Source organism: Pectobacterium parmentieri, from assembly GCF_001742145.1.
In the GTDB taxonomy this organism is placed as follows: Bacteria; Pseudomonadota; Gammaproteobacteria; order Enterobacterales; family Enterobacteriaceae; genus Pectobacterium; species Pectobacterium parmentieri.
This window is the reverse complement of sequence record NZ_CP015749.1, coordinates 946,095-972,042: the sequence shown is the minus strand read 5'-3', so window position 1 is coordinate 972,042 and position 25,948 is coordinate 946,095. Positions and strand designations below refer to the sequence as shown.

Here is a 25,948-nt window from a genome sequence, read left to right as displayed (position 1 = left end):
CTTCTTTTCAGCTTTATCCCTGTGAACGCGGATATTCCCGTTCAATAAACGCCGCAAAATCCTGACACATCTTCTCGTCGCCCTGTACGTTATCCGCTAACACACGGCTACCATCGACCACGCGAATATGGGCAGAGAGATCGAAATCTGCGGCTGGCTGAGGACGGCTAGCGGCCTGCTCCATCGTGCTTTTCGCCTGTGTCCAGGCATCTTCTACCGTCAGATTACAAGCCTGTGCCAGATAGGCGGGATTGAACCCCTCCCCCGTCAGGCTACGCAGCGTGTCGTCATGACTCACGCTATTACCCGGTAGCCAATAGTGCTGCGCCAGATCGGGACCGATAGCGGGGTTATCCGTCAGATAGCCGTCACGTTGCAGGAAATAGCTCCGAGTCTGCTCCACCGCCATCAACGCCAGCAGATAGCCCTGATAAGAACACGCCGACTCCATAGACAGCAGATGTGGAATCGCCAGCGTCGGCCGCGGGCTACCGTTAGTGCCCAGAACACGCAGCTCGGTATCACGTGCCAGTTTTGTCATCGCTTCCGGCGTGCGCGCCTCGTCATCCCACGAATAGAGCTGCCACTCAAAATACGGCACCAGCAGAATATGCCGATCGTTGAAGGCTCGCATCGGCTGCTGAGTACTGATATCCGCGCGGATCAACTCATCAGGAATCGTTTCTCCCTGCGCATTCTTTGCATAACGTTTTAACCAGTCAGCATCGCCCAACAGGCTGTCACAGAACATGGATTGTGTTTCGGCATAGGCCATTGAGGTTGGCGGAAACTCCTGCGAAAAACAGGGCGCATTCTGCTTAATATTGGCAAAATGCGCGGCGTGGCCCCCCTCATGAAACAGCGTATTAATGCCGCTGGCACCGCTACCGATTTGATCCGGCTTTGCCAAACTGGTGAAATTAATCCGTGCAGGAACCCATTTTCCCTCTTGTACAAACGGCGGCACCGGACCGTGCATAAAGCCGTTCTCGTATTTGCCTTTGCGCACCAGCAAATCAAGCTGCATTTCCGCCCCACTGAACCCAATGTGCAAGCGTTTAAAGCTGTTGACCCAACGTTCCAGCGACGCCGAGAAAGGAAAATAAGGATCGAGCTGGCGCGTCACATCCCCCGCGCTGGCATAGCGAATATTCCACGGTTGCAGCGCATCTTCACCCTTTTCATCCGCCAGGTTTTTCAGACTGCGAGCATTCGCTTCACGCGTTTGTTCTTCAAAAGGATCGAGGATGGCAAATAACTGCTCCGGCGTCATCCGCTCTGTCTTATTGACCTTATAGTCAAAATAGTTCCGGTAGCCCATCTGACGAGCAAAGCGGTTACGCAGCGAAACTAACTCAGGGAAACCGTTCTGCAACAGCCACTGTTCGAGAGAACGCAGCGCCTGCTGAGAGCTCTGACGATAAGCTTCGGTATCATTGGTCGCCTGATTGGTCAGCAGTTCCCCAAGCGAGGCTGGCACGCGCTCACCCTTGGCATCCAGATGCGTCATCTCATAGGATTTGCGCTTGGCGTATAATGCACTTTCGGCGGCAATAATCTCGTCCATCAACGCCTGAGCCTGCGGATCTTCAATCACGTTACAGTCGAAAAACCGATACCAACCTTGTAAACCGTGTAACAACGCCTGCTGCTGTTCATCACGTGGGCTATTTTCCAACGTGGCGAGATGAACTCTCAATTCAGCCAGACGTTGCGGCTGTGAAATAAAGCGCTTATACGCACTTTCTGCGGCGGAGAAATGCTCAGACACCTCATCGTTGCCCGTTCCCATATACAGTTGCCAAAACAGTTCTTCTTTTGCCTGATGGACCGCAAGATAGTCACGATTCAATGCATTAAAATAGTCCACTACCTGTTGCATGCTATTCCTTCTCTCTTCAAATGACAGCCGTCTGGCTGTGTGAAGTGGCGCGACAACCCGCGTTCTAATCCGCCCCGGTAAACCATTCAGCCAAGGCGTTTCTTAATCGTTGCGACAGCCTGCTCCATGGTTGCCGCCTCACCGGCAGCAACCAGACAGCACGCCAGTTGCAAGCGAATCGCCTGCGGTATAGCAATTTCACCTGTCAGGCACTGTACCGTCCAACGCGCCGTGGTTGCGGCATCCTTCGCAATAGGCAGCGCATCGGGCGCGACGCTAATATCCTGCCGAAGTTGTAGCACGTCAGTATGCTGCTGATGAATAAAATGAATTTCCGGGCAGCGTTGCGGGTTGGCGTACACCTCCCCTTCAGTGCCGTGCATCAGAAGCGCGCGCCCGTTGATATCCTTAAAAAACGTCCCCACGCGGGAAACGTATTCAGGGTGGGACACGCTAGCGACGCGCAGTGCCTCGCTTTCACCAAATGGCGTCGCCACCTTAGCCAGCGTATGACTACTGTTACGTACCCCCATGCGCCAGCGTAACTGTAGCTGACGATCGATAGCTGGGCACAGCACAGAGACGGGAATAAATACCGGGCTCCCCTTATCAAGCTCCTGCTGAGCCTGCCCGGCGTTCTCCGCAATCGTCACGCCGAGATGGCGCAAAATCTCCGCGCTGGTAACGCGAGTCGGATCGTCATTTACGCCGTGCACGACTACCGGAAAACCTAATTTTGCCAGCAAAAGCGCCAACAGAGGCGTCAGGTTAGCTTGCTTGCGCGCACCGTTGTAGCTGGGAACCACGATCGGCATGGGAAAGCCCACAGGCGGATTCAGGCGTAACACCTGTTCGTCCATCGCCTGATAAAAACCCAGCATCTCGGCTTCGGATTCGCCTTTGATGCGAAACGCAATCAACAGCCCGCCGAGCTCCAGATCCGGTACGTCACCGCGCAGCATCGCGCTATACAGTTCATAAGCCGTTGCCTGATCAATGTCACGCGCATGATTTTTCCCGCGCCCCACTTCTTTGATAATTTTAGTGTAATCCATGCTGGCCTCTCATTTTCGGCGACACAGTAAAGAACTTATCAATGAAAATAACATGTTTGGTGGGGTTCAGGTCACTCTGCCGCAGAGGAAATTGCTATTACAGTGCTTTTTAGCCAGCAGCAAGAACGCTATCCTTACTCCGTGCAGGAAAGTACTTGTAGATGGTTTTTTCTGATACACCGACGACATTCGCTACCTGAAAGCGCGTCGCCCCCGTCGCCAACATTGCTTCCGCTCGGCAAAGCGCATCTTGCGTCATCAGTCGTTTGCGCCCCTGCAACCGAGCGGCCTCGAGACCAGCCAGTGTACGCTCGACAATCAGCTCACGCTCCATTTCCGCCAGTGCGCTCATCACATGAAAGAAAAAACGACCTGCGGGGGTCGAGGTGTCAATACTGTCCGTCAGACTGCGGAAATGAATACCTTTCGCCTGTAATGCGGATACCAGCTCAATCAAATCACGCACGCTGCGTCCTAGTCTGTCCAGCTTCCACACTATCAGCGTATCACCGCGCCTTAATCTCCTCATCGCCCTTTTCAACCCCGCCCGCTGTGCATTCTTCCCACTGGCGGTATCCTCAAAAATCAGCTCACATTCTGCTCGAATCAGCGCTTTTTTCTGCAAATCCGTATTCTGGTCGGTAGTAGACACCCGCGCATAGCCAATCAGCATTTCATAACCTCATGAAATTATTGATTGTATTTTTATTGGGAGGTTCTCGCAAACCTCGGTTTGGGGGAAATGGGCGACGGGTATTATAAACTGTCGGGAGGTTTGATTATTCAGTGGGGCTATATCAGTCAGCCCAGCGCGGGTGTAGTTGAGATACCATTCCCGCTACCATTTCCAAATCGGCCTCTTTCTATTACTGCAACACCAATTCTCCTTAACCCAGCAGGGAATGATACAGTGAGTATCAGGAGTATTAGCAACACTGTATTTACTATCAATCGGATGGCGCAGGGTGCAGCTGCGTGGAGTGCATATTAATATAGCAATAGGGAATTGATGATAATGCCCATTGGGGCGCCTATCGGCGCACCCAATGGGTAACGGGCACTATACAATGTCATAGACAATAATCGTTGCCATGTCTGTATCACGAGGAGAAATAATATCTGTATCTGCAACAGAAAATGAAACGATATCCTTCCCCAACATTGCGGCACTAATTGATGTAGGTTGATTATCTGCACCTACAGTGACCGAACCTAACGTATCATCAAAATCATAATGAGATGAGGATGATGAGGAAATTATAGGTGCATTTGGTACTGAAATAGGTTTATTAAGAGTCATATAATACGAATTATATGATGCACCAGATGTACTTACATGTCCCATCCATGAACAGCCGATTTCACGATATATAAATCCTGCCACCCTAAATACTTTGCTACCTCCAATCGTCAATCCGTGATTTTGATAGTAAATCTTAACTGTTGCTAGATTATTATTTCCTGCGGGGAATGTTATTGATGTAACAATAAATTTCCCGACAGGATTGAAGCGACTGGTTCCTTTCCCTGATATAATGGTTGCATTATCGTCCAAAATAAATAAACGAGTTTTATTAATTTCAACAAAACGTCCATGCGATTTTATTTCTAAACTCACCTCTAGAGTATCATTACTAATTACTTTAAAATTTAACCGTTGCAGTAAATGCGATGAAAATTGCAGCAATGCAGCAGGTGCCAAATTAAACTCCCCAAAACCGAGGTTTACGGGAGTTAATGTAATATCCGCCGAGCCATCAAATGCTACACCGTTAATTTTACGCGGTGTGGCTAATTTTGCCGCAGCGGTAGCTGTTCCCGCAACGGGTAATGCGCCAATATCAGCCGCCACTAGCGCAATGTCTGCGGTTAATGCCTTCCCATTCACCTTACGCCCAGATGGTACACGCCCATTGGCGTTCGTATTCGCATTGGTCGCTGCAATAACAGCGTTGTTCGCGACGGTCATGGCTGCAGAAACTTTCGTATCAGTCTCGGCTTTGGTGTAGGCCCCCACATCCCCAGCCGCGAGGGTAACATCGTCCGCCAACGGCTTACCATTCACCTTACGTCCAGATGGCACGCGTCCGTTCGCATTGGTGTTCGCGCTCGCCGCAATAGCCGCAGCGCTGCTAGCAGAAGCCTTCACATCAGAGATGGCATTCAATACCGTTGTTGAAAAATTCGGATCATTCCCCAAGGCATTAGCTAACTCCTGCAACGTATCCAGGGCTGCAGGCGAACCATTTACCAATGCGGCAACAGCCGCTTTAACAAATGCCGTTGTCGCTACCTGCGTGTCATTAGATGCCTGCACAGCCGTTGGTGCCGTCGGCTTCCCCGTCAACGCAGGGCTCGCTTTCGGTGCATATTGCGTATGTGGATCAGCCGCTGCGGTGTGTGCATTCAGCTTATTCGCCGCCTCGGATTTGACATCAGCGATGGCATTCAACACCGTTGTCGAGAAATTGGGATCATTACCCAAAGACTTCGCCAATTCCTGCAATGTATCCAATGCTGTAGGCGCATCATTAATGAGTGCTGCAACAACAGATTTAACAAACGCCGTCGTCGCAACCTGCTGACTATTGCTATCGGTTGCCGGCGTTGGCGCTTTGGGCGTGCCGGTGAAGATCGGGTTCGCCTTCGGTGCATATTGCGTATGCGGATCGGCAGCCACCGCGTGTGTCGCCAGATCGCTACCTGTTTTTTCCTGCTCTTTTTTCAAATAGCGGGTACGACTGGCCAGTTCTTTAGCCTGTCGATTTGAGACACCGTCCGGTCCACCCACGACCGGATCTGACGTTTCAATTTGATAAATACCGTCAACCCATTGTGGGTTCTCTGACAAATTCGCCATGTTCAAGCGCTCCCATGATTGTAGTTACTGTCATATATCGCCGTCCGGTTGTAGCGGATAGGCACTTCCCAATATTCGATACTGGCCAGATGGCACCGTACTGGAGCAAACATCCCAATGGCATTGCGTAGCATTCTGGCCTGATCGTTGGTAATCGGTTGTTTTAACAACACGCGATAAACTGCCCACGCTGCTTTATCACCGTGTACATAAAGGTTGTTATAGGTGGTTTCGCCGTCGTAGTTCAGACGGCCAATGTTTTCGATCAGCGTGCTGTCGCCAAAACCAAAACGTCGAATGATCTCTTTAATGCTCCAGGGCGTCCCTTTGCTACGATGCAGATCGATTGCGGCCTTGATCAACGCGCGCTTGGAGTCATCCGATTCAGCCAGTTCCCAGCCATCACCAAACAATGAGAACTGTTCGGCTAGCCAGGGCAAGGCACTGCCATCAGCGATATCAACCAGATAAACCAGCAACGTATTCAGATCGATGTCATCAAAGCGGTCAGCCAATTCCGCCAGCGAACGAAAGCGTGCGTCAGCAGCCAGCGGCGGTGGCAGCAATTGCAGTGAATCAGCCATTCGATACCCCAACGATGCTGACGTTAACACCCGTACAGTTCGCCCATTCACTGTCATCAAGCACCATAAATGACGGCGAAACGAGCTCCACCTGATACACACCGGGGATGGAAAGCGTAGCGATAATCTGGCTTGGGACAATGTCCCGCCCCAACGTTGCCGTGCGGGTTTCCACCCAGGCCTGTACCGCTTTCTCCGCCGCGGCCTGAACAATGCTGGCCTGCTCGCCGTTAAACAGCGTCAATTTGGCATTAATGGCATAATCCACCTGTGTGGGGGACTTGGCGGAAACAAAATCAGTCAGTGGGCGAACCTGTTCGTCGGAGCAAAAACTCTCCACCAGCGAGAGTAGACTTTTGTCCGGCAAGCCAGTACTAAGCAACGGATAGAGCACCACCTCGCCCGGTTTCGGCGACATTACCGCGACATCGACAATGTTTTGATGTGCCCGCATCGCATGGAAGCGATATGCCAGCTTCGATCCTGCAGTGCTGAACGATTCCGGAGCCAATTGAATACGTTCGCGCAGGCGATCGTCCCCCTCTTCGGCGGAACCGCCGCTGCTTTTGGTGATATTGCTGACGCTTAAATCGCTGTCGCCAATCTCATCTAGCAGCGTACTGATCTGGGCTGGCAGCCAATCATTGCCAACATCACCACGCTCAGTACAGGTCGCCAGCACAGTGACACCGCTGCCGTTCGCTCTCAGCAGCGCATCGCTGTCGGTAGCAAAAGTCACGCTGTCCGACGCGCTAACGCGAGTACCCGCAGGGATCAGCAGATCGCTGACTAACGGCGTTTCGGGGGTAAAGCGAAGCTCTGCCCGCGCTGGCTGTGCCGCCAAACGATAAACACCGACCAGTTCTGCCAGATAATCCAGCATCGGTGCACGAGCAAACGCAACCAGGTTCTGCTTGGCGGCTTCCTGAACCGCACTACGCACTAAGGTTTCCCGGTAGGCAAAGAGGTTAATCAACAGGCGCTCGGCCTGCGCTGGATAGAGCGTTTTCCCTGAGTCAGCTTCATATTTCGCGATCATTTCAGCGGTAATTTTCGCCGCGTCGCGTTCAATAAAATTGGGTTCTGTCAGCGCCATAACAACTCCGTGGTCTGTGTCGCGCCGTTAGCGGTTTTCCAACTAACGAGCAGCGTCAAGTGAGCCCCATTAACAGAAGGTTTAACCGCCAGTAGCTGGCAGCGAGGTTCCCATCGTTTGATCGCTTCTACCGACTCTCTGACGACATGCGGGATCGCACGATCGATCGGATAATCGAGATACAGATGTAGATTGCTACCAAAGTCAGGCCGATGTGGGTCACTGCCGCAGGGTGTCCGCAGGATGATGTGAATCGCCTGCAGGATATCTGCCGTTCCTTCGACGATGTCGCCAGAACGTTGCAGAGCCGGTTGCCAAAAAACAGATTGAGTTTTCATAGGGGGCTATTGTCGCCCCCGAAGAGAGAAAGGAATTGTAAAGCGGTTTAGAGAACGCGTTAGTGTGAGTGGTGATTGGAATTGCCACCAGCGTCCATGACGCTGCCGCTGGCGCTGACGTTGCCGGAAATGCTAACATCGCCGCCGAGGCTGGCACCGCCGGAGCCGGACATCCCACTCTCGTAAGTGAATTGCCCTTGCACCAGCAGCTTGCCAGTCACGGTCGTTTCCGGCGCATTGATAGTGACTCGCTGGGCATTAACCACCACGTCAGTGCCGCTGCTAATTGCAATATGCTGCACGCCGCCGTTGATCGTTAACGTATGCGTTCGACGATCGTATTCAATATGTGCACCGTCGGCGAACGTCACCGCCCGCTTGTCCTTATCCGACAGCGTTGGTACATCGGCAGCAGAATAAATTGCTCCCAGCACCAAGCCGTCTTCGCCGTTGTCGTCTAGCAGGACTTCAACCTGTTCACCAATATCCGGCAACCAATAATCCTTATTATTCTGTGTATTGTGCTGTAACACTGGCAACCAGGCCGTGCGCAGATTGTCACATTCTGGCAGACGAACGCGCACCATAACATGAACCTCATCCACCGCGCTTATCGTGCCAATTCGACGAGATAAACTCATTCTACCTTCTCCTTGTTGCTATTGACCTTCCTCGCTATTGCGTTACCATCCGGGTGGTACGTCACCAGCGTTTTTCCGCTATCCGACTTTCTCTTGCCCGCCGTAATCGGCCCGCGAATCAACCCAATCGCCGTGGTGTAGCCACTGCCACGTTCCAGAATATGGCGAGCCGATTCGATCAACCAATGGCCAGAAAGTTGGCCGAACGACACCAACTCCACTTTATTTCCCGCCGCCAACTGCGGGCTGCCCATCAGCGTCATCGACCCCTTTTGTTGCTTTTCGTTGTGCGCATCCAATGCTGCATCCGTTTTCATCCTCGCTCCAGATGCATCCGCCGCGCGAACGTTAACTTTCAACGTATCCGCACTGGTCTCAGCACCGGCAGACTTCATCCCGTTGTTCGCGCTACCGTCGGCTTCACAAACCACCAGTTTCTTTTCACTCCCTTTCTGATATTTCGTCTTGGCATTTTTATAGACGTGGCTGATCGTGTCGCTCAGTGAAAAACGCGCGACGTCCGTTGGCTTAATTTGTCGAACAGACGCCTGATTGCGCAGCGTTGCCAGATGGGAAAAAATCAGTTGGTCGCTGACCACTTTCACAACATAGCCATATTCACTGGCGAGCCGCTTTAGAAAAGCGACATCAGTTTCCGCATATTGCGTAACGCGATCGATCTTGATGATCTGAATCATCCCCACGAGCATCAACCGATGCTTTTTCGCGATGCGCGTCGCAATGGCGGCTAACGTCGTATCTTCAAAACCGCGATTTGACTTGGTTCGCAACGCTCGATTAACCGATGTAGCCACCCCACGAATCATCACTTCGCTAGGCGGTCCACTAACCTCAATTTCATCAATCGAGAAAGTGCCGCAGTCAAACAGCATTTCACCGAGATAGCCTAGTTTGAGCGATAACGTATCGCCCGTACCGGGATACCACTTATCCATCCAGCGGCCATCGGTATCATCGAGTCTGACTTCAATCGCATCCGATTCATTCTTGATGCTGTCGGTATAAGTCACGCTGGTGACATACGGCGCGATATCATTGGTGATGTCTTTTTGCTGATACCACAGGGTGAACGCCGGTTGCAGGACTTCCGACACCGCAGGAGAGAGCAGGGTTAGTTCTTCCGTTAACGCAGCCATGGTGGGGTGTCCTCCGCTTTACTGGCCTCTACCTGTTCAATAATCGGAATCAGTACCACCAAACCCGATGGCAACAGCGGCACGATGGGGACATGCGGGTTAGCCGCAATAATCCGCGGATAGCCAAGCGGATCGCCGTAATACAGGTAGGACAAGGTATCCCAGCGTTCGCCCTGTGTAGTGATATGTTCAAGGTGCATATGCTTCAACCCTCTTCACGATTTCCGCCGTCAGTTTGCTCAGCGCAGGTTCAGCGCCTTTAAATGTGTCGCTCGCGGCATCCACATGTTTACTGATGGCTTCCAGCTTCTCGATAACGTTTTTGCTGTCGACGCCCTGCAACAAGGTGGCAACTTGCTTGACCTGCTTCAGCATTTCATTCGCCGCTTTATTAACCGCTGTAATTTCAGGCATCATCTTCTCTGCCTGAACCGCCGCATCAGAAATAGCTTCTGCCGCTTTTTTAAACGCCGGTTCCACCTCACTTAACGGCGTCAATACATTCCCGACTTGCGTTAGCAGCCCAGGAATTTGCAACAGCGCGGTTTCGGGATTGTTCTTCATCCGTTTTACAATCTGAACGGTGGTTTTCACCGCCTTAACGGCTGATTGAGCCTTCTTGGCATACGTGACAGCCGTGCGTAGTGAAGCTGCAAAATTGCTCACTTTATCGACTGCTTTGGTGATGGCGCTAACATTAGGAACAGGCGTCTCTATCGCAGGCGGCTTGAGCGGATTCTTCGGATCGCCAATATATTCTCGCAGCGTCAACTCTGCATTCATCGCCAAGACGTTACCCTTCGAATCGGTATGTTGGCTGGTCGAGGTGAGTGCAGTAATCACAAACCAGCCGCGATAATCCCCATTACCGAAGACCAACGCCATCGCCTGATGCGCCCGCATCGCTTCATTCAAGCGCTTCAGCTCCACATCAGGCGTGCAATACTGCTGGTGAAACGCCAGGCTAATACGAATCTCATCCAGCTTCGCACCGATAAATTGCAAACCGGGTTTACCCTCAATGCGGCTATGCTCGGCATAATCTGCACCGAACGACGCATCAAAACCGTCCCAATAAGCAATCACGTTAAATTCAATATTTCCTAATACCGCAAACATCAGGCGTACCCCCTGCGCTCGCGTTGGGCGAGCAACTTGTTCAACATATTTTCCAGCTCATTCATGCTGAGCGTCAGCGTCTTCGTCATTTCAGGCGTTGGCACAGCCTTCTGACCGCTGAGGTAAATGGTGGGTGAGAAAGCAACCTGAATACGTTCGGAAGGGTTTGCGTTGGCGGACTTGCCCTTCGTTCCGCCGGCAGGTGGTGCCAGTGAGACGCGCTGTTGCGGGGTTGGCGCGTCGCCCTTTTCAGCCACGAATTCATGTGGCGACAGAACAGATGCCGATGTAGGTTGCAGAATGGGCGAGGTGATAGCACTCGCAGCGATAGATTGCCCGCCAGTAACAGGAGAGACCGTTTGCGAGCCAATACCCAGAAAATCTTTAACGCTATCGGGAATAAATTCGTCGATCGTTTTCAGGACGTTTTTCAACTCAGGAAAAGCGCTCGTCAGGCCATTGACTAAGGCATCAATAATCACGCCGCCGAGTGCACTTAAACTACCGGGAAGTTGAATGCCCAACTCGCTGACGGTATCAGCAAAGATGGAGTACAACACGCCAAATGGCGACCAGTCGAACAGCAACGCCGTAATCCCCATTACACCGCCGGATACAGCATTATTGAGCGCCTCCCACCCCGCATTGAAAGCCTGACTCACTTGTGACCACAGGTTTTTAAAGAACCCACTAATCGGTTCCCAGTATCGGTAAATCAGATAAGCGGCTCCCGCGATTGCCGTTACTGTCAGGCCAATCGGATTCATCAACAGCATTCGTCCCAGAAACAAAACCGCCCGACCTGCTATCATCAAGCCGCTACGCAACACGCCCCCGAGCATGCGTGCTAATGTTCCGGCTCCGCTAGCCACCCCATTCAACATCGCACCAATACCCTGTAAGAAACCCGTCGTTCTTAATCCTGCGCTGAACAGTTGCCAGCCAAGCTTAACCTGTAAAATACCGTCCCAAAGTTTCTGCAACGCGGATAGCAGCGAGGTAATTCCCTGCTTCGCGCCAATTACCGCCTTTCCAAATATAAAAAAACCTGCAACCGTCATCACGATACCGCGCACTAACTCAGGGTTCGCGGCCGTCCAGGTCACCAGTTGGTCCAAAATAGGGATCAGCGCATCACTCAGAGAAACCAGCACCGGCGTTAGCGCCTCCCCCACGTTAAGCGCAATATTCATCAACGACGTTGTCATTCGATTCCAGCGCGCGGTCAGTGTGTCGTTTCGCCGGGCAAAGTCGCTACCCAGCGTTTGCGTGGCGGCCGGGCCGTTCATCGCCTGCTGGTTAGATTGATAGCTTTTCCAGTTCTGCTTCATCGATAGTGCGTGATTCACCGCTTCTGGCGTGCGGAATACCTCCTGCAATCCGTAACGCTGCATTAAACGTTGCTGCGCATCCACATTGCCCGCGCCCCGGGCCCACAGTTGCTGGAATTGACTGCCTTTACTATCGATAAGCTGATTACCGATCAAAACCGCAGCGTCGTACTGCGAATATCCGTCTTGCATGTGGCTTTTCAGCGACGCGTTATAATTCACACCCGCGCTACGGTAGCTGTCGGCAATGTCTGTTCGCCCCACGGCATGCAAAAAGCTACCCAGTTGCGCAGCCGCGTTTGCTTCCGTATCCGTGCCCTTCGTGGCACTAAGACTGGAAACCAGTTGGCTCAATGCCTGATCACCCGTCGCGCCCATCGCCGTAAAACCCGGAGCCAGCGCGGGGACATATTGCGCCATCGATGCCATGGAGAAACCCTGTTTAGTGCCTGCCAGCATCCGGGAGAAAGATTCCTCCAACGTCTTCGCCCCTTTCAGGTTAAACACATCATCCAGCGTGGTTGCGAGTTCAGTAAGATCGGACAGTGCAGTACCGGAGGCCGTTGAGGTTTTCCCCAACACCGTCACAACATCCGTTGCCTGATCCGCAGACATCCCGCTATCAAGCAATTGTCCTGCACCGCTTAACAACGCATCCGGCGTTTGGTTCACCCACTGTGAAGATTGACGTAGGCGCTGCCCCATCACCTTTTCCTGCTCACTCGACATCGCATGTGAAACACTGATGTCGCGCAATTGCGCCTCAAATGACGCATAGCGCGTGACCGACTCCACAATGGGTGATATCACCGAGCTAAATGTCTCCTTTATTTCCAGGGGGTTTTCAGTCTGTTCAGCACGATTATCGTGTAGCGTTTCCTGACGCAACTGACTGTGAGCCAGACGTTCTTGATTGATTTCCAGTTCACGGATCGACTGGTTTAGTTGAAACATGATTTGTACGCTGATAGCACCAAAGCGCTCCAGCGACTGATTAAACGAACGCTGCCGCTCCTGTACTTGTTTGAGGCTATCGCTCAGTGACAGCAACGATTTTTGTGTGTCATCCAGTGTGGTGCTAAACGCCTTGCCCAATATGGCTCCGTTTAAAAGTATATCCACGGTTCACTCTCATTCAGAAAAGCCCCTCGCGGGGCGGATTAGAGACGGTGGCTTACGCCGTTCCAGTTTGGTTTTCCCATCACAAATAAGGAGAAAAGCGAGTAAAGGACGGGCGATTAGCGGGAGAATGAAGACAGGTGGTGAGGAACAAAACGGCCAGCGTCCTGTCGCTGGCCGGGTTAGGGTGGATGGTGGCCTAATTACTCCTGTCAATAATCAGTCTTCCTCACCGTTCTCACGTTTTAGCTGTTCGCTGGCCTCATCCAGCCAGCGTTCAAAATCGTCCAGTTCCAACGCATCAATCTCACTCGGCTGAAAGCGAAACCACCTCGCCAGCAGAGCTTGCGCTTTCCACAGCAGCGCTGGCTGAGTTATCCAACCCAAGTAATTGCTGAAATCGTTTTTGCAGCGCCATGTAGTCCTGCGCATCCATCTCATCGATGTCTTCCGGCACCAGACCAGTCATGCGCGACAACAGGGCGTCGTCCCAGTTGCTTGGATCATCGCTGATTTTTTTCACCGCTTTGATATCTTTTACTTTCAGACGCTTGAATGAAATGGACTCCACACGTTGACCGGCAGAGGTGGTATAAGGGAATTGCAGAGAATAGGTTTCAGTGTGCATAACAGCTCCTTAGTAAATGTCGGGAGCAGTATCGCGTGCTGCAAGGAATAAGGATTTTAAAGCAAATTAGAAAACGAAACTGGCGAGCATAAGAAAGGGGCCGAAGCCCCTTTCTTACCAACCTTAATCAATAACGACCGAATTAACCGCCGATATTGGCGCGGTAGCTATTCAGTTGATCCACGCCGCCCACCATGAAAATGTTGGACATGTAATCCAACTCTAGCAGGTCTTCCCCGTTCATCACCTGCTTGATGTAGGTGCAGTTGAACGCGCTGCTGAAATCCGGGTTTTCGTGCTGTTTGAACGTCCCCAACGGATTCTTTTTAAACATAATGGTCATGTACGTCACCAGCGGCACTTCCTCGATACGACCCTGGGAACCATAGCGTTCCACGCTGGAGCGACACTGCAACGCCAGCGATTGGTACGGATTCGCCGCTGCCAGCATCGCTTCGCGATAGAAGGAGTTCCATTTGATCTCGCCTTCCAGCTTGTCGAAACCCGCAGGCAGTTCGATCTTGCCGACCATACCCAACGCCTTGTGCTCCTGCATGATCATCGAGACATCCGGCAGTTTGATTTCCTGTGCACGCCCCAACAGGTTGGTACCGTTGATGTAGATGTTGGCGTTGGTGATACGGTTTACTTCAATTTTCCCGGCCATCAGTTAGTGCCCTCCAGCGTTACCAGGTATTCCGAGGTGATTTCCGTCTCAAAGGTCAGACGTTCAAGCGGTGGCGGCGGAGTGAATTTGTAGTTAAGCAACAGGTGCCCTGCCGCCAGCTCGGTTTGCTCGTTACGAGCGGCATCGAACCAGCATTTGAAACCCAACAGCGCGCCGTCACCGATCAGCTTGCGGCCGTAGGCGTTAACCGATTCCACCAGAGCATCGATCAACGCCTGATTGATCGGCATGTCAATGTATTGTTGGCTGAAGTAGCGGATAGATTCGTTAATCACATCACCAGTACGACGCACGTTTTCAAAGTTCTTCATGTGCGTCACGGTTGGCCAGGCTGCGGTGCGGTTGCCCCACAGGCGCAGGCCGGAACCGTAGCTATTAAAGATAGTGCTAATGCCCTGCTCGTTCAGCAGGTTCACTTCACTCTGCGGATCGTCAATCATCGCAGACAATTGGCGCTCTACGCCGGTGATCCCTTTGATTTCCTGATTGGATGATGACCACCAGAAACCTTTCTCCAGATCGACTTTGGCACGCAGACCAGCGGCACGCGCCGACAGCGGCTCCAAGCGTTCGCCGTTGGTTTCTGCGTCGTATACTTTTACGTGCGGATAACACAGACGAGCGCGTTCAGAGCTGGTGTTGAAATTGATCGTGCCTTCCGGGCCACGACCGCTCAGCGCCTGTGCAAAGGTGGTACCGATTGGCGCATCGATGTAGGCAATCGCGCCCAGTTTGTCCGCCAACGAGATCAGTTCGGTCGTTACGCTGTTTTGCGTACAGAACACCGGAGAAATCAGAATTTTGGCGAAGAAGCCGTACAGATTGTAGGTATCGTTCAGCAGCTTCATACCGGTGCGTTTGCCCGCGGCGTTGATGCTGCCAATGATGTCAGCGGCAGTCACTTTCGTGACATCAGCAAAGTCATAAGACGCACTGACCACGGCAGCAACATCGATATTTTTACCCAAGTTTTTCAGTACACCGGTTTGAGCATCTTGCGTATAATCCTGACCTTCAACAAACGGCTCACCACCTTCTGCCGCAGTCAGTACCAACTTGGCGATAGCGCGGTTAGCCAGTTGCGCCGTCCCCGTTGCTTTATCAAACGTGACTTTTTCCGCGCTCACAGAGGATTTGTGTTTCGCCGGATCCAGCACGTTGATCACCAGTACGGTGCCTGCTCCATGATCGTAAATCGCATCCAGCGCCTGTGGGATGGTATAACCGCCGAACTGGTTACCAAACTGCGCCGCATCTTTTTCGGACAGGCACAGCGTGACGTCATTTACCGCTCCCTGCGGTGCCGTACCAATCAACCCAATTACCGCCGACTTGACGGTTTTCACCGGACGAGCACCCGTTTCAACTTCAATCGTTTCTACACCGTGTAAATAATTAGCGGCCAAGGGTCACCTCCGTTGCGCTATCAGCCAGAATCTGACCCACGACAGGCAACAAATAGCCCAGCGCGATCAGCGTTTTCACGTACTCATGATCTGCTGGCAGTTCAGTTACCTGAGCGGGCCAAAGCAGAATTTCCTGACCATCTGCCAGCGTGACTCCGCTGGCGGGGCCGGTATAGCGGTATTTCATGCGTCTTTCTCCTCATAATTAACCGTGGTAAGCAGCGGATCATCCGTCTGCTCGCGGCCTTCGATAAAAAGGGTTTCTGTAGTGCAATCGATGACGTAATGCCAGCGTCCTTCGGTGTAACCAACGTAGCGGTCACGTACTAACCGGATGCCGCGATGACAGTCAGGCAGTCGGTATCCTCCCAGCGCCTGACGAATGGTATCGAGCGTGGCCAGCACGCCCTCTTCGCCATCTAGCTTCGGCAGCAACACGGCAACCATCAGTTGAGGTCGCTGCGTCTGAACCGGAGAATCCACGTCTTCCGGTGCGGAAAACTCGGAGCCGCGATATCCCACCAGCACATCTCCAGGTGTCAGGAAGTCTGGCCCGATCAGAATACTTTCTGGACAGGAAGCGATCCGCCGCGCGGGTAAATACTGCTGAAGGCGGGCTATCACCGCATCGATAATTGGTTTGGTATTCATATCCTTTCACCCGCTGTGTTGGTGCTGCCCTGTTTTGATGGCGCTAGTATCCGGATAACGGTTGGCGGCGGCTTTTAATCTGTTTTAGAAAAAAACAGCGACAGGTTTTATTGGAAAAAACGTCTAATTACATGAAATATAAAATTATTTAGATAAAAAAAACGCCAACACAACCGTGCTGGCGTAAAGGAAGATGACGACACAGATAAAGAGAACGTGCAGAAGAAAAACCAGCGTTACGACTCACCGATCCCAGTATTTTTCCGGTCGGGCGATGCCAACCATACAGTCAACTGCATATTCCACGACATCCACACCCAGGCGGGTTAGGTTCGCCAGCCAGACACCTTCCATCTCTTTAGTTAATATCGCCATCTTGCGATCGGCCAAGTAATCCAGCGCCTGACGCAACTCCGGCTCTGAGGCATCAACATACAGCCGCTGCATCACGGCTAGCAGGAACATTTCATTCGCCGTATAAGGACGCGTTTTATTTAATGCGATGAGCAAATGCCAGCGCATCGATTCCTGTCGGATACCCTGCGTATCAGCCATGATTTCCTCCCGAATACCGTTGCTGCACTAGCTCCAGCTTGTTGTAAAGCGCATCCAGTTTGGCTTCAATTACCGTCTGACCACGGATGTAGTCCTCGCGACGCACGTAAATCAGCGGTAAATCAGCACGGAACTCCAGAAACTCGCGCTCCAGCCGCGTCCACCCTTGTTCGCTCTTTTGGCGAGCACTTTCCAGTGCAGCAAAACGCTCGTTCAGCCGCTTTTCAATCTGGATGAGTAGAATCCGACCAGCGGCAAACAGGAAGCTCATAAACGACAACAGCAGACCGACCAGCGACCAAAACTCCACTTCAATCTTCACGTGTTACCTCCCCTGTCGGTTGTAACGCTTCGATGTAGTCCAACAACGCATTAACCTGCGCACTTAATGCTTGATAGCGCTCTCCGTTGTCGCTGATGTTGGCGAGAATATCGCGCTGGGAGACGCCTGAAGGCTGTAATTCGGTGTCAGCGGTTGCGCCGAAACCGGACGCTGTGCCAGGGCGGCGGGTAGCGGCGGTAATATCTGAGGCACCGCCAGCAGACAGACCGAACGCGGCGTTGTAGTGCTGCACGAAGCCACGAGTAAACACGCACTGCATAGGCTGAACTTTGCCTTTCTCGTCAATATATTGCTGAGTAACATGGTCAATTCTCCGTTGCAGAGCGGCGTTATCCGCCGCCAGTTTTTGGCGCGCAACTATATAGCGCTGTTCGAGTTGGTTCCCATGCGCTACCTGCTGCTGGTATTGCTCCGCCGCCGCACGTAATCGCTGATTCTGAGTTTCGGCCTGCTGCTGCTGTAGCAAGTTGAATGCCGCCTGCTGCTTCGCCAATGCCATGTCCCCCTGCGCTTGCGCTAGTTGATAACCCTGATTACGGCCGGTCAGATAGACCGTAAATAGCAACACAACGGCAATCAGGGCGGTGACCACACGTGGAGAAAAAAGGGATTTCAGGCTATTGAGAAACAGACTATTCCACACAGGTCGCCCTCCCCCAACTCAAATAACGAGGTGCTAGTTGATGCAAAATGCGATCGGGATAATGGCGGTTCTCACGCCAGTTGGCAGCGCTGCGCCCAGCATTGACGGTTTCCACATGGCCGAACCAGCGAAGGATATCCTTCTCAGCGATCTTCGCACGCTGCTTATCACGCTGTAACCAGCCAAGCCCGCCGTTGTAGGACGACAAGGTCATTGCCATTCGTTCACAGTCATTACTGGCACTGATTCTTGTCCACAGCCAGCGATCGTAGCCCGTCAGAGCACGGATAGCCCAGGCGGGATTAAACGGTTGATTGGCGCGAAGTTCAGGAACAATACCGCTAAACCAGTCGGCGGTGGTCGGCATAAACTGCGCCAGCCCCTGCGCACCGACGGGTGAAACAGCCCGAGGATTCCAGCCGCTTTCCTGATGCAACTGCGCCGCAAAATCAGCAATCGGGGCATTCATGCCCCAATCCAGCCGTGCGCTGCGGATCACATCACTGCGGTACGCCTGCGCAGCACGGGGGACCGTGTCAGCGCAGACCGTAGCGCTAAAAAACAGGGAACTAAGAAGCAGAGTGATAAGGAGATGTCGCATATCACAGCCCCATCGCTACGCCGATGCAAACGGCTGACACAATCAGCGCTCGTCGTAACATTGCAGCGGCAAATACAGTGTGGTGACCATCCCGAACAGGAAAGCGTCCACGCGGTACAGGTTCATCGCCTTGTTCGAGGAATAAACCGGGGCGAGCTTTAGGAAATAGTGAACGATCCAGCCAATAACCTAATACGGCGGCGAGTGAGATAAGCGAGAGTTTATAGACGGTGACGGGAAGCTGTTGTGGTGAAATCAGCCCGATAACAGCAAAGAGAAAAGCCGATGTCACGATCCAGCCGGTAAGACGTGGTTTTTTGATTTGTTTCACGATAAAGCCTCCTGATAAGAATGGAGGCCATTATGCAAAATGAAGAGATTTGATGATTTTAAAGGAGTTTAAGTATGGCTAAGGCACAATATCCCACAGAATTGAACCATTTATATTCACCATACATAGGCGTCAGTATCCACACCAGACTCGTGCTAATTTTACGTCCACGCGAAAATCATACTCCTTTATCGAGTATGATTTTTATCATCTGTTTTAGTTTTTCATACCTTTATGAGTGTCTAAAGAATTCGTCGCTGGCTGAAACCAGGCTGCCAGTTCCAGAATATCTTTCTCGTTCAGCGTACCAGCCGTATAGCGCAGTAATAGCCATGCCTGAAGCCAACTATATTTCGCTTCCGCCAGCTCTCGTCGGGCGTTATACCAATCCTGTTCGGCCAGCAGAATATCCAGATTAATGCGTTCACCGCCCACGACACTCAATCGTGTGGCCTTGACAGCTTCTTGTGCCGACGAGGCCGTCATTTGCCAAGCGTTAATTTTCGCCGAGCCGTTATTGTACAAATTGTAATATTTTTTCAATTCTGCCAGCGTGGACTTGGTTTGATCGTCCAACTCTGCCTGACTTTGCTGATATTCTGCTGCCGCTTGCCGCATGGATGCCGAAACGGAACCACCGGAGTAAAGCGGGACATTCAGTTGCAAACCGACGCTCTGCGTGTCGTATTTCTGATTGTAGTTGTATTCACTTTCCGAACGACTATTGCGCGACGATGCCACCAGCGACAGCGTAGGTAAATGGCCAGCGCGACTGCGTTCGATTTCATAATGGCTGACCGCCAGCCCTTCTCGCTGCGTCGCCAGTTTGGCGTTGTGCTGCACAGCAAGATCGCGCCACTGCGCCAGCGTCTGCCTGGCTGATTCCGTAGACGGCAGTTGCGTGAGCGTTAGAGGATATAGCGCCGTGATATCCAGCGCCGCGCCCGTCATATTCTCCAGATCGACGATCGCAGAATCCAGATTATCCTGCTGTTCAATGCGCTGTGCTTCAGTCAGCGTAAAACGCGCCTCCGTCTCCCGCACATCCGTTAACGTACCTTCGCCTGCCAGCAGTAGACGTTTATTCAGCGCCAACTGCTCCTGATAGGCTCGCTGCTGCGCATCCAGCAGTTGTAGTTTTTCCTGCGCCAACAGCGCACTGCTCCAGGCTTTGTATAACCGTACCATGAGATCCTGACTACGATCGCGAAAACGCTGATCGGCCATCAGTGTGCGGGCAACGCCCTGCTGATAACGCGCCCAGGCCGCATAATCCAGCAACGGTTGACGCAGCGATAGCGTCGACGTGTAGCTGTTATAATCACGTTTTAGCGTGTTATTGTTGAAATTATCCGTTTGGGTGACTGTAGAATGGCTACGATTAGCACTATAGCCATATTGGAGGTTGGGGAGCAGGTTAGCACGCCCGATCGTCTCCTCTTCTTGACCTGCGGCATGCTCAAACCCCGCAGCACGAAACTGTGCGTCATTGCGCAGCGCCAACTCCCAGGCATCAAGTAACCCTAATGCGTTAGCACCCGAAGAAAGCAGCCCCAACAACACGACTATCGCGATCCTTTGCATGATTACTCTTCCGTTAATGCCAGATGCAGGCGATCCATTAAAGGCTTAAAGAGATAATTGACGAACGACCGTTCTCCGGTACGGACGAACCCTTGTACCGGCATACCGGGTTTAATCTCCAACCCTTCCAGCGCACGTTTCCCCTCATCATCCACCATCACTCGTAGGCTGTAATAGGGAGAACCGTCCCGCTCATCAAGCAGGCGATCGGCGGACAGCAGTTCGACGGTCCCCGCCACGCGCGGCGTCGTGCTTTGATTAAACGCTACAAACTGAAGCTCAACGGGTAGCCCCGGCCAGACTTTATCGACCAATTCAACGGGAAGGTGCGCATCCACTCGCAAAGGCTGGTCGTCCGGTACGATCTCCAGAAGCGTCTGCCCCGGAGCAATCACACCGCCTTCCGTAAACACTTTCAACCCGACCACCGTACCGGAAACTGGCGCACGTATCTGTATATTCGCCAGATTGAAATCAGCCTTCTCTTTCTTGCTACCCACATCGCTCAACAACGCCTGCACCTCTGCCAGCTCGCTGTTTACCTCTTTGTCGTACTCCTGCTGGCGCTGGGCGATCAGCAGCGTTTGCTGCTCAATATCATGGCGGGTGCGATTAATATCTCCCGCCAGTTGCGCGATATCACCGTTAAGCTGCGCCAGCAGACGTTCATTCTCCAGCATTTTATTGCGCGGTACGTAGTTCTCTGCTGCTAGTGAACGTAACCCTTCCAACTGTTGTTCCAACGTTCCGCGCTGTTTCTGCTTACTGAACATCACCTGACGCTGGGCACTGAGCGACGCCTCCATGCCCGCGATACTGGTACGCATCCCCTCAGCTTCAAGCTTGAGCGACTGCTGACGACTGCGCAATAAATCGCGCTGCAATGCCGTAATTACGCTCACCTCAGGTCTTTCCGCTATCGGTTGCAGACGTGGCGTCATCACCATGTCATTCAGGCGCTGCTGCTCAGCAAGCAACCGACCTTCCCGCGCCACCAGTTGTAAATACTGACCATCCAGCCCTTCACTCGCCGAACGCGCATCAACCTCATTCAGCGTTAGTAGGATCTGCCCAGCCTCAACGCTATCGCCGTCTTTCACCTGAATTTTATCGACAATGCCGCCCTGATTGTGCTGTACAACCTTGCGATTACCGGAAATCACGACGCTGCCATTCACCATGACGCCCTTATCCAACGGTGCAAACAGCGCCCACAGGAGAAAACTGCCGAACCCAGCAAGCACCAGTAGCCACCCCAGGCGTACCGCACGTTTTTCATCGCGCCGCGCCGTCTGGTTCATATTCTCTTCGCTTAATTCAAATGCGGACATGTCTTTCCCTGTTTTCTCTCATTCCCTGTTACTGCTGGACAGCGGCAGAAGGTGTCATTTGCGCTTGGTTTGCGGCGCGGCGCGACTGCAATTCGCTCAAAATGTCGCGTGCAGGCCCAAAGCGCTGTTGCCTGCCTTGATTGAGAACCAGAATCTTATGCGCCAGTGTGGTTAATGCTGGACGATGGGTAATCAATACCACCGTCGCCCCCCGCTTCTGAAGGTGGGAAATCGCCTGCGCCAGCGCGAGTTCCCCTTCGTTGTCGAGGCTGGAATTTGGCTCATCAAGTACCAGTAGGCAGGGGTCACCATACACCGCACGCGCCAAGGCGATACGCTGCCGCTGCCCGCCCGACAGACCGTTGCCGTCAGCCCCAAGGGGGGTGTCATATCCCTGTGGCTGACTAAGGATCATATCGTGAACACCAGCCAGCTTCGCCGCCGCGACAATCTTTTCCGCGTCATGCTCGCCAAAACGGGAAATATTTTCCGCTAACGTTCCTTTAAACAGTTGCACATCCTGTGGCAGGTAACCCATTGCCGGACCAAACGCCGCTTTATCCACCTGGCTGAGATCGGCGCCATCCAACCGAACCTTGCCGCGCGTTGGCGTTTGCGCCGCGACCAGCAGACGTGCCAGTGTTGATTTACCCGAACCCGATGCGCCCAGAATTGCCAACGTTTCCCCCGCCAGAAGAGAGAAATGGATGTCCTGCAATCGTGACGCCCCTTGCAGAGTCTGCAATAACACGTTCTCGACGCTAAGCTGCCCCACTGGTGCAGGCAACGCCATTGTCTCGGTTCTGGGCGGATAAGCGGTCATAATTCGATTCAGTCGATACCATGCTTGTCGCGCACTGCTCAGCGGTTTCCAAATACCGATAAACTGATCGATAGGGCTTAGCACTCGCCCGACAAGAATTGACCCCGCGATCATCATCCCCGGCGTGATTTCGCCCTTAATTGCCAACAGCGCCCCCACACCAAGCATCAGCGATTGTAGAAAAATACGAGAATGTTTTGATGCCGCCCCAACAACCGCAGCCCGTTCGCTGGCTAAATTTTGCAGCGTAATGAAGCGATAGTGTTGCCCCAGCCAACGGCGACGTAAATTAGGCAACATGCCCATCGATTCAATCACCTCGGCATTACGCAGTTGTGTATCCGCAAGATGGGTCGCCTGCAGTGCCTCGTGGCTAGCCTTTTCTAATGTCGACGTGGTGAGATACTGGTTCAGCCAGGCCAGCAGCACCAGTACCACCGTTCCCCCCAGTGCCAGCAGGCCGAGAACCGGATGGATCAGGAACAGCACCAATAAAAAGAAGGGAAACCAGGGAATATCGAAGAAAGCAAACAGTGAATTGCCCGTAATAAACTGCCGCAGTTGCGTGAGATCGTTCAGCGCCTGCCCCGCTTTTGCCTCACCGGCTTCCAGATTGCGCTCGAATGCGGCGTTAAATACCTGCTGATTCAATTGCAGATCGATCCGCGTACCGAGTCGGACAACAACCAGGCTCCTCACCCATTCAAGCGCCGCCATGAATATTCCCAGCCCGGCAATCAGCAAGGTCAGCATCAGCAACGTCGTACCATTCCCCGACGCCAGTACACGATCGTAAACCTGAAGCATATAAAGAGAAGGCGACAGCATCAGGATATTAACGATGGCGCTAAAAATCCCAATGCTCCAGAAGCTGCGCCGGAAAGGACGCAGTATACTCAACAACGAACGTTCCTTATCTGCTAGTTGACTCACTGCGTTTGTCTCTCCTGTCAGGGCTGTTTGTGCATTGTGCGTGTACCGCCATCAGGCAATATTAGCGTATAGCCCTCTTTTTCCTTGCTAAAGAACGCCACTGTCTGACCTTGCGCTTTCGTCAGCGTGATACCGTCCGGCGTCGGCCGCCACCCTGCTGGCACCTCGGATAACAGCACTTTTAAACATTGGGCATCACCGTCAAGACGCCAGGTGCTGTCCACTAACGGCGTATTGTGCAGCACAACCTCACACTGCTGCTCCCCGCCACGCAATTGCCATACGCCGCTTAGCTCACTTGCTGAAGGCAATTTCAGACTACTTGCCATACATCCTCCGCTTATTGCACTTAACAGCGCCGCGATGATTAACTTTTTCATAGAGGCCCCAGGTTGATAACAGAAAAGGACGGGTTGCCCCGTCCTCGCTACATCACACGATAAAATCGGTTGCCGCAGATGGCTGACCAACAATATGTACAACAAAATCTGGTGTGGTCTGGCCTGCAAAATTCAACCACAGATTGGTCGTGTTGCTACCCGCATCCCAGTCAAGCAGCACTTCATTGCCAAGCCCGGTAAGAGCGTCGACAAAATGCAAATCTTTATTTGGATTCAACGCAGACAGGTCGATCTTGTCGATACCGCGTTGGAAATCCGTGATGATGTCATAACCTGATTTATAGGAAGAATCGCTCGCGCTGGCATAGACAAAAATATCTTTGCCCGCACCGCCGGTCAGTATATCGGCACCGCCGCCGCCGTAAATGACGTCATTGCCCGCGCCACCCTGCAAAATATTATTCGCATCGTTACCGATGATAATATCGTTGCCGGAACCGCCAATGGCGTTTTCGATGGTAACACCGTGGGCAATGGAAACATTACCTTTCAGGCCGCCAACATCAGAGAACCCTCCTTCAGTAAGGTTGATACGCTGATCGTCTCGGTAACCAGAGAAATCAAACGTATCATTACCACCCGCATCCCAAACGGAGAAGATCAGCTTATCGCTGTTGCTATGCGCTGAGTAGAAATCACGATCGGCGTTGGAGTTGAAACCGTATACCGTGTCACCGGTACGCGTGTTCATATTTGCGCCGTAAAGATATTGGATCGCAGTGATGTCATCAATCAGCGGGCCTGCGGCATAGTGCCATTGGAAATCCCCCCCGGTGTTCTGCTCACTCCAGTAGCTCATCAGGCTGAACTGGCGTGTATCTTCTGCATAAGTCACATCACGGTAGGTTGGATCACCTTCACCCGCATTGTAAGAACCAGGGTGATTCAGGCCTAGCGCATGACCGATTTCATGTGTCAGCGTCTGCTTACCGTATTCCGTCGTCGGGTCACGCACCGTCTCGGCGTTGTAGTTAAACCAGGCGCTGCCTGCAGCAGAGTGGTTACCCGGCATATAAGCGTAAGCCTGCGTATCGTAGTCCATCTTACCGCTTGAATCACGGGTGTAGTTACCAAACGTGATGGTGGCTTTTTGGGTGGGACTCACCTCGGTGAACGTGAGGTTAGCGACATCTGACCATGATTGCAGAGACAGTTTGGCTTGATGTTCCTGAGCCGCGCTGAATTTCACAAAACCCTGATCGCCAGAAGGGATAGACTTCACGTTCTGTAAGAACGAATAGGTCAAATTAGCGGATTTACCAAATACGTTCGTTCCATTCCAGGTCAGACCGTCACGGACAATTTCCTTCGCTGCCAGATCGCTGGTGAACGAGGGTTTGCCATTAAGCTGTCCTTCACCACGGGAGTGGTAATTATACAGATCGTACACATCGCTATACCCTGTACCCGCGGCATGCAATGCAGATACTGAGGTATCGTCATCTCGTAAAGCCATCTTTTCTTCTCCATAAGTCTGATCGGGATGATCAGAATCCTAAATCCCTTCGTGCATGTGTTTTGCATTCGCCGCGAACTCATGGTCTCTTGGCGGGATACAATTAATCCAAAATTATTTATATACGAAAAATTATATAAACAAAAAATTATCTCCATAAGGAAATAATTCAGGAAAGGTGCTAATTATTTTCGTTATTATAAAATGATAAATAATAAGGTAATGATGACTAATTTTTATTATCGATGTAGAGAGAGAAAGCAAAACAAGCGGATATCAAACAGCATTCACTATTGAAAAGGAAAGGTTTTTTATTAATGGCATTCATTTTTATCATCGTACCTGTCCTTGGTTGACAAAACCGCGCTACGTAATGACATAAGTTGTCACCT

General features: G+C 52.2%; 29 protein-coding genes. 1 reads left to right on the top strand and 28 read right to left on the bottom strand.

Going from position 1 to position 25,948, the window contains the following annotated elements; all coding sequences use genetic code 11:
• Positions 1–13: 13 nt before the first annotated feature.
• The 3 genes from A8F97_RS04240 to A8F97_RS04230 all read right to left on the bottom strand — a co-directional run bounded on the left by A8F97_RS04240 (position 14) and on the right by A8F97_RS04230 (position 3,610).
• Positions 14–1,882, bottom strand: coding sequence for a M3 family metallopeptidase (locus tag A8F97_RS04240; protein ID WP_033071705.1), 1,869 nt, complete (start codon positions 1,880–1,882; stop codon positions 14–16).
• A gap of 86 nt (positions 1,883–1,968) precedes the next feature.
• The gene (gene ybiB, locus A8F97_RS04235; protein WP_033071706.1) at positions 1,969–2,937 is read right to left on the bottom strand and encodes a DNA-binding protein YbiB; all 969 of its coding nucleotides are present in this window, start codon (positions 2,935–2,937) and stop codon (positions 1,969–1,971) included.
• A 109-nt stretch (positions 2,938–3,046) separates the two neighbouring features.
• A complete protein-coding gene (locus A8F97_RS04230; protein ID WP_033071707.1) occupies positions 3,047–3,610 on the bottom strand; it encodes a recombinase family protein in 564 nt (187 codons plus the stop codon).
• A 69-nt stretch (positions 3,611–3,679) separates the two neighbouring features.
• Between A8F97_RS04230 and A8F97_RS25110 the strand changes: the two genes are divergently transcribed.
• Positions 3,680–3,928, top strand: coding sequence for a gp53-like domain-containing protein (locus A8F97_RS25110; protein ID WP_375154052.1), 249 nt, complete (start codon positions 3,680–3,682; stop codon positions 3,926–3,928).
• 69 nt (positions 3,929–3,997) lie between these two features.
• Here A8F97_RS25110 and A8F97_RS24545 read toward each other — a convergent pair whose 3' ends face one another.
• The 25 genes from A8F97_RS24545 to A8F97_RS04105 all read right to left on the bottom strand — a co-directional run bounded on the left by A8F97_RS24545 (position 3,998) and on the right by A8F97_RS04105 (position 25,556).
• The gene (locus tag A8F97_RS24545; RefSeq protein ID WP_227001582.1) at positions 3,998–5,797 is read right to left on the bottom strand and encodes a hypothetical protein; all 1,800 of its coding nucleotides are present in this window, start codon (positions 5,795–5,797) and stop codon (positions 3,998–4,000) included.
• A 2-nt stretch (positions 5,798–5,799) separates the two neighbouring features.
• Entirely contained in the window at positions 5,800–6,381 is a 582-nt protein-coding gene (locus tag A8F97_RS04215) for a phage tail protein I (RefSeq protein ID WP_015730783.1), read from the bottom strand.
• Entirely contained in the window at positions 6,374–7,477 is a 1,104-nt protein-coding gene (locus A8F97_RS04210) for a baseplate assembly protein (protein ID WP_033071709.1), read from the bottom strand. The genes A8F97_RS04215 and A8F97_RS04210 overlap by 8 nt, the downstream gene beginning before the upstream one ends.
• The gene (locus tag A8F97_RS04205; RefSeq protein ID WP_005972702.1) at positions 7,468–7,815 is read right to left on the bottom strand and encodes a GPW/gp25 family protein; all 348 of its coding nucleotides are present in this window, start codon (positions 7,813–7,815) and stop codon (positions 7,468–7,470) included. The genes A8F97_RS04210 and A8F97_RS04205 overlap by 10 nt, the downstream gene beginning before the upstream one ends.
• A 59-nt stretch (positions 7,816–7,874) precedes the next feature.
• Positions 7,875–8,456: a phage baseplate assembly protein V gene (locus A8F97_RS04200; RefSeq protein WP_015730785.1), complete on the bottom strand. Its 582-nt coding sequence runs from the start codon at positions 8,454–8,456 to the stop codon at positions 7,875–7,877.
• Entirely contained in the window at positions 8,453–9,613 is a 1,161-nt protein-coding gene (locus A8F97_RS04195; protein ID WP_033071710.1) for a phage late control D family protein, read from the bottom strand. Before A8F97_RS04195 ends, A8F97_RS04200 begins: the two co-directional genes overlap by 4 nt.
• Positions 9,601–9,813 carry a tail protein X gene (locus A8F97_RS04190; protein WP_033071711.1) on the bottom strand — a complete coding sequence of 71 codons (213 nt, stop codon included), beginning with the start codon at positions 9,811–9,813 and terminating at the stop codon, positions 9,601–9,603. The genes A8F97_RS04195 and A8F97_RS04190 overlap by 13 nt, the downstream gene beginning before the upstream one ends.
• Entirely contained in the window at positions 9,803–10,732 is a 930-nt protein-coding gene (locus A8F97_RS04185) for a phage tail protein (RefSeq protein WP_033071712.1), read from the bottom strand. Before A8F97_RS04185 ends, A8F97_RS04190 begins: the two co-directional genes overlap by 11 nt.
• The gene (locus A8F97_RS04180) at positions 10,732–13,185 is read right to left on the bottom strand and encodes a phage tail tape measure protein (RefSeq protein WP_033071713.1); all 2,454 of its coding nucleotides are present in this window, start codon (positions 13,183–13,185) and stop codon (positions 10,732–10,734) included. Before A8F97_RS04180 ends, A8F97_RS04185 begins: the two co-directional genes overlap by 1 nt.
• A 216-nt stretch (positions 13,186–13,401) precedes the next feature.
• Positions 13,402–13,545 carry a GpE family phage tail protein gene (locus A8F97_RS25005; protein WP_099092847.1) on the bottom strand — a complete coding sequence of 48 codons (144 nt, stop codon included), beginning with the start codon at positions 13,543–13,545 and terminating at the stop codon, positions 13,402–13,404.
• Positions 13,490–13,810 carry a phage tail assembly protein gene (locus A8F97_RS04175; protein ID WP_033071714.1) on the bottom strand — a complete coding sequence of 107 codons (321 nt, stop codon included), beginning with the start codon at positions 13,808–13,810 and terminating at the stop codon, positions 13,490–13,492. The genes A8F97_RS25005 and A8F97_RS04175 overlap by 56 nt, the downstream gene beginning before the upstream one ends.
• Positions 13,811–13,952: 142 nt before the next feature.
• Positions 13,953–14,477 (bottom strand): phage major tail tube protein, encoded by a 525-nt coding sequence (locus tag A8F97_RS04170; RefSeq protein ID WP_005972713.1) that lies wholly within the window; start codon positions 14,475–14,477, stop codon positions 13,953–13,955.
• Positions 14,477–15,904, bottom strand: a complete 1,428-nt coding sequence (locus A8F97_RS04165; protein ID WP_015730790.1) for a phage tail sheath subtilisin-like domain-containing protein — start codon at positions 15,902–15,904, stop codon at positions 14,477–14,479. Before A8F97_RS04165 ends, A8F97_RS04170 begins: the two co-directional genes overlap by 1 nt.
• Positions 15,894–16,091 carry a hypothetical protein gene (locus A8F97_RS04160; protein ID WP_014700503.1) on the bottom strand — a complete coding sequence of 66 codons (198 nt, stop codon included), beginning with the start codon at positions 16,089–16,091 and terminating at the stop codon, positions 15,894–15,896. Before A8F97_RS04160 ends, A8F97_RS04165 begins: the two co-directional genes overlap by 11 nt.
• The gene (locus A8F97_RS04155; RefSeq protein WP_033071715.1) at positions 16,088–16,555 is read right to left on the bottom strand and encodes a Gp37 family protein; all 468 of its coding nucleotides are present in this window, start codon (positions 16,553–16,555) and stop codon (positions 16,088–16,090) included. The genes A8F97_RS04160 and A8F97_RS04155 overlap by 4 nt, the downstream gene beginning before the upstream one ends.
• Before the next feature lie 243 nt (positions 16,556–16,798).
• Positions 16,799–17,110 carry a hypothetical protein gene (locus A8F97_RS04150; RefSeq protein WP_014700505.1) on the bottom strand — a complete coding sequence of 104 codons (312 nt, stop codon included), beginning with the start codon at positions 17,108–17,110 and terminating at the stop codon, positions 16,799–16,801.
• Positions 17,103–17,432: a hypothetical protein gene (locus A8F97_RS04145; protein WP_014700506.1), complete on the bottom strand. Its 330-nt coding sequence runs from the start codon at positions 17,430–17,432 to the stop codon at positions 17,103–17,105. Before A8F97_RS04145 ends, A8F97_RS04150 begins: the two co-directional genes overlap by 8 nt.
• On the bottom strand, positions 17,422–18,096 hold the full coding sequence (locus A8F97_RS04140; protein ID WP_015730792.1) for a hypothetical protein: 675 nt from the start codon (positions 18,094–18,096) through the stop codon (positions 17,422–17,424). The genes A8F97_RS04145 and A8F97_RS04140 overlap by 11 nt, the downstream gene beginning before the upstream one ends.
• Positions 18,086–18,697 (bottom strand): transglycosylase SLT domain-containing protein, encoded by a 612-nt coding sequence (locus A8F97_RS04135; RefSeq protein WP_033071716.1) that lies wholly within the window; start codon positions 18,695–18,697, stop codon positions 18,086–18,088. The genes A8F97_RS04140 and A8F97_RS04135 overlap by 11 nt, the downstream gene beginning before the upstream one ends.
• A 1-nt stretch (position 18,698) precedes the next feature.
• On the bottom strand, positions 18,699–19,028 hold the full coding sequence (locus A8F97_RS04130) for a putative holin (RefSeq protein WP_014700509.1): 330 nt from the start codon (positions 19,026–19,028) through the stop codon (positions 18,699–18,701).
• A gap of 216 nt (positions 19,029–19,244) precedes the next feature.
• Positions 19,245–20,612: a TolC family outer membrane protein gene (locus A8F97_RS04125; RefSeq protein WP_014700510.1), complete on the bottom strand. Its 1,368-nt coding sequence runs from the start codon at positions 20,610–20,612 to the stop codon at positions 19,245–19,247.
• A gap of 2 nt (positions 20,613–20,614) precedes the next feature.
• Positions 20,615–21,943 carry an HlyD family type I secretion periplasmic adaptor subunit gene (locus A8F97_RS04120; RefSeq protein WP_014700511.1) on the bottom strand — a complete coding sequence of 443 codons (1,329 nt, stop codon included), beginning with the start codon at positions 21,941–21,943 and terminating at the stop codon, positions 20,615–20,617.
• A gap of 28 nt (positions 21,944–21,971) precedes the next feature.
• Entirely contained in the window at positions 21,972–23,699 is a 1,728-nt protein-coding gene (locus A8F97_RS04115; RefSeq protein WP_033071717.1) for a type I secretion system permease/ATPase, read from the bottom strand.
• A gap of 17 nt (positions 23,700–23,716) precedes the next feature.
• Positions 23,717–24,028, bottom strand: coding sequence for a protease inhibitor Inh/omp19 family protein (locus tag A8F97_RS04110; protein ID WP_014700513.1), 312 nt, complete (start codon positions 24,026–24,028; stop codon positions 23,717–23,719).
• A 103-nt stretch (positions 24,029–24,131) separates the two neighbouring features.
• Entirely contained in the window at positions 24,132–25,556 is a 1,425-nt protein-coding gene (locus A8F97_RS04105) for a serralysin family metalloprotease (protein ID WP_014700514.1), read from the bottom strand.
• Positions 25,557–25,948 lie beyond the last annotated feature (392 nt).

What these genes read in the sequence shown, in the direction of transcription:
- A8F97_RS04240 (WP_033071705.1), bottom strand. Translation starts at nt 1,882, where the DNA reads ATGCAACAGGTAGTGGACTATTTTAATGCATTGAATCGTGACTATCTT.
- ybiB (WP_033071706.1), bottom strand. Translation starts at nt 2,937, where the DNA reads ATGGATTACACTAAAATTATCAAAGAAGTGGGGCGCGGGAAAAATCAT.
- A8F97_RS04230 (WP_033071707.1), bottom strand. Translation starts at nt 3,610, where the DNA reads ATGCTGATTGGCTATGCGCGGGTGTCTACTACCGACCAGAATACGGAT.
- A8F97_RS25110 (WP_375154052.1), top strand. Translation starts at nt 3,680, where the DNA reads ATGGGCGACGGGTATTATAAACTGTCGGGAGGTTTGATTATTCAGTGG.
- A8F97_RS24545 (WP_227001582.1), bottom strand. Translation starts at nt 5,797, where the DNA reads ATGGCGAATTTGTCAGAGAACCCACAATGGGTTGACGGTATTTATCAA.
- A8F97_RS04215 (WP_015730783.1), bottom strand. Translation starts at nt 6,381, where the DNA reads ATGGCTGATTCACTGCAATTGCTGCCACCGCCGCTGGCTGCTGACGCA.
- A8F97_RS04210 (WP_033071709.1), bottom strand. Translation starts at nt 7,477, where the DNA reads ATGGCGCTGACAGAACCCAATTTTATTGAACGCGACGCGGCGAAAATT.
- A8F97_RS04205 (WP_005972702.1), bottom strand. Translation starts at nt 7,815, where the DNA reads ATGAAAACTCAATCTGTTTTTTGGCAACCGGCTCTGCAACGTTCTGGC.
- A8F97_RS04200 (WP_015730785.1), bottom strand. Translation starts at nt 8,456, where the DNA reads ATGAGTTTATCTCGTCGAATTGGCACGATAAGCGCGGTGGATGAGGTT.
- A8F97_RS04195 (WP_033071710.1), bottom strand. Translation starts at nt 9,613, where the DNA reads ATGGCTGCGTTAACGGAAGAACTAACCCTGCTCTCTCCTGCGGTGTCG.
- A8F97_RS04190 (WP_033071711.1), bottom strand. Translation starts at nt 9,813, where the DNA reads ATGCACCTTGAACATATCACTACACAGGGCGAACGCTGGGATACCTTG.
- A8F97_RS04185 (WP_033071712.1), bottom strand. Translation starts at nt 10,732, where the DNA reads ATGTTTGCGGTATTAGGAAATATTGAATTTAACGTGATTGCTTATTGG.
- A8F97_RS04175 (WP_033071714.1), bottom strand. Translation starts at nt 13,810, where the DNA reads ATGCACACTGAAACCTATTCTCTGCAATTCCCTTATACCACCTCTGCC.
- A8F97_RS04170 (WP_005972713.1), bottom strand. Translation starts at nt 14,477, where the DNA reads ATGGCCGGGAAAATTGAAGTAAACCGTATCACCAACGCCAACATCTAC.
- A8F97_RS04160 (WP_014700503.1), bottom strand. Translation starts at nt 16,091, where the DNA reads ATGAAATACCGCTATACCGGCCCCGCCAGCGGAGTCACGCTGGCAGAT.
- A8F97_RS04155 (WP_033071715.1), bottom strand. Translation starts at nt 16,555, where the DNA reads ATGAATACCAAACCAATTATCGATGCGGTGATAGCCCGCCTTCAGCAG.
- A8F97_RS04150 (WP_014700505.1), bottom strand. Translation starts at nt 17,110, where the DNA reads ATGGCTGATACGCAGGGTATCCGACAGGAATCGATGCGCTGGCATTTG.
- A8F97_RS04135 (WP_033071716.1), bottom strand. Translation starts at nt 18,697, where the DNA reads ATGCGACATCTCCTTATCACTCTGCTTCTTAGTTCCCTGTTTTTTAGC.
- A8F97_RS04125 (WP_014700510.1), bottom strand. Translation starts at nt 20,612, where the DNA reads ATGCAAAGGATCGCGATAGTCGTGTTGTTGGGGCTGCTTTCTTCGGGT.
- A8F97_RS04120 (WP_014700511.1), bottom strand. Translation starts at nt 21,943, where the DNA reads ATGTCCGCATTTGAATTAAGCGAAGAGAATATGAACCAGACGGCGCGG.
- A8F97_RS04110 (WP_014700513.1), bottom strand. Translation starts at nt 24,028, where the DNA reads ATGGCAAGTAGTCTGAAATTGCCTTCAGCAAGTGAGCTAAGCGGCGTA.
- A8F97_RS04105 (WP_014700514.1), bottom strand. Translation starts at nt 25,556, where the DNA reads ATGGCTTTACGAGATGACGATACCTCAGTATCTGCATTGCATGCCGCG.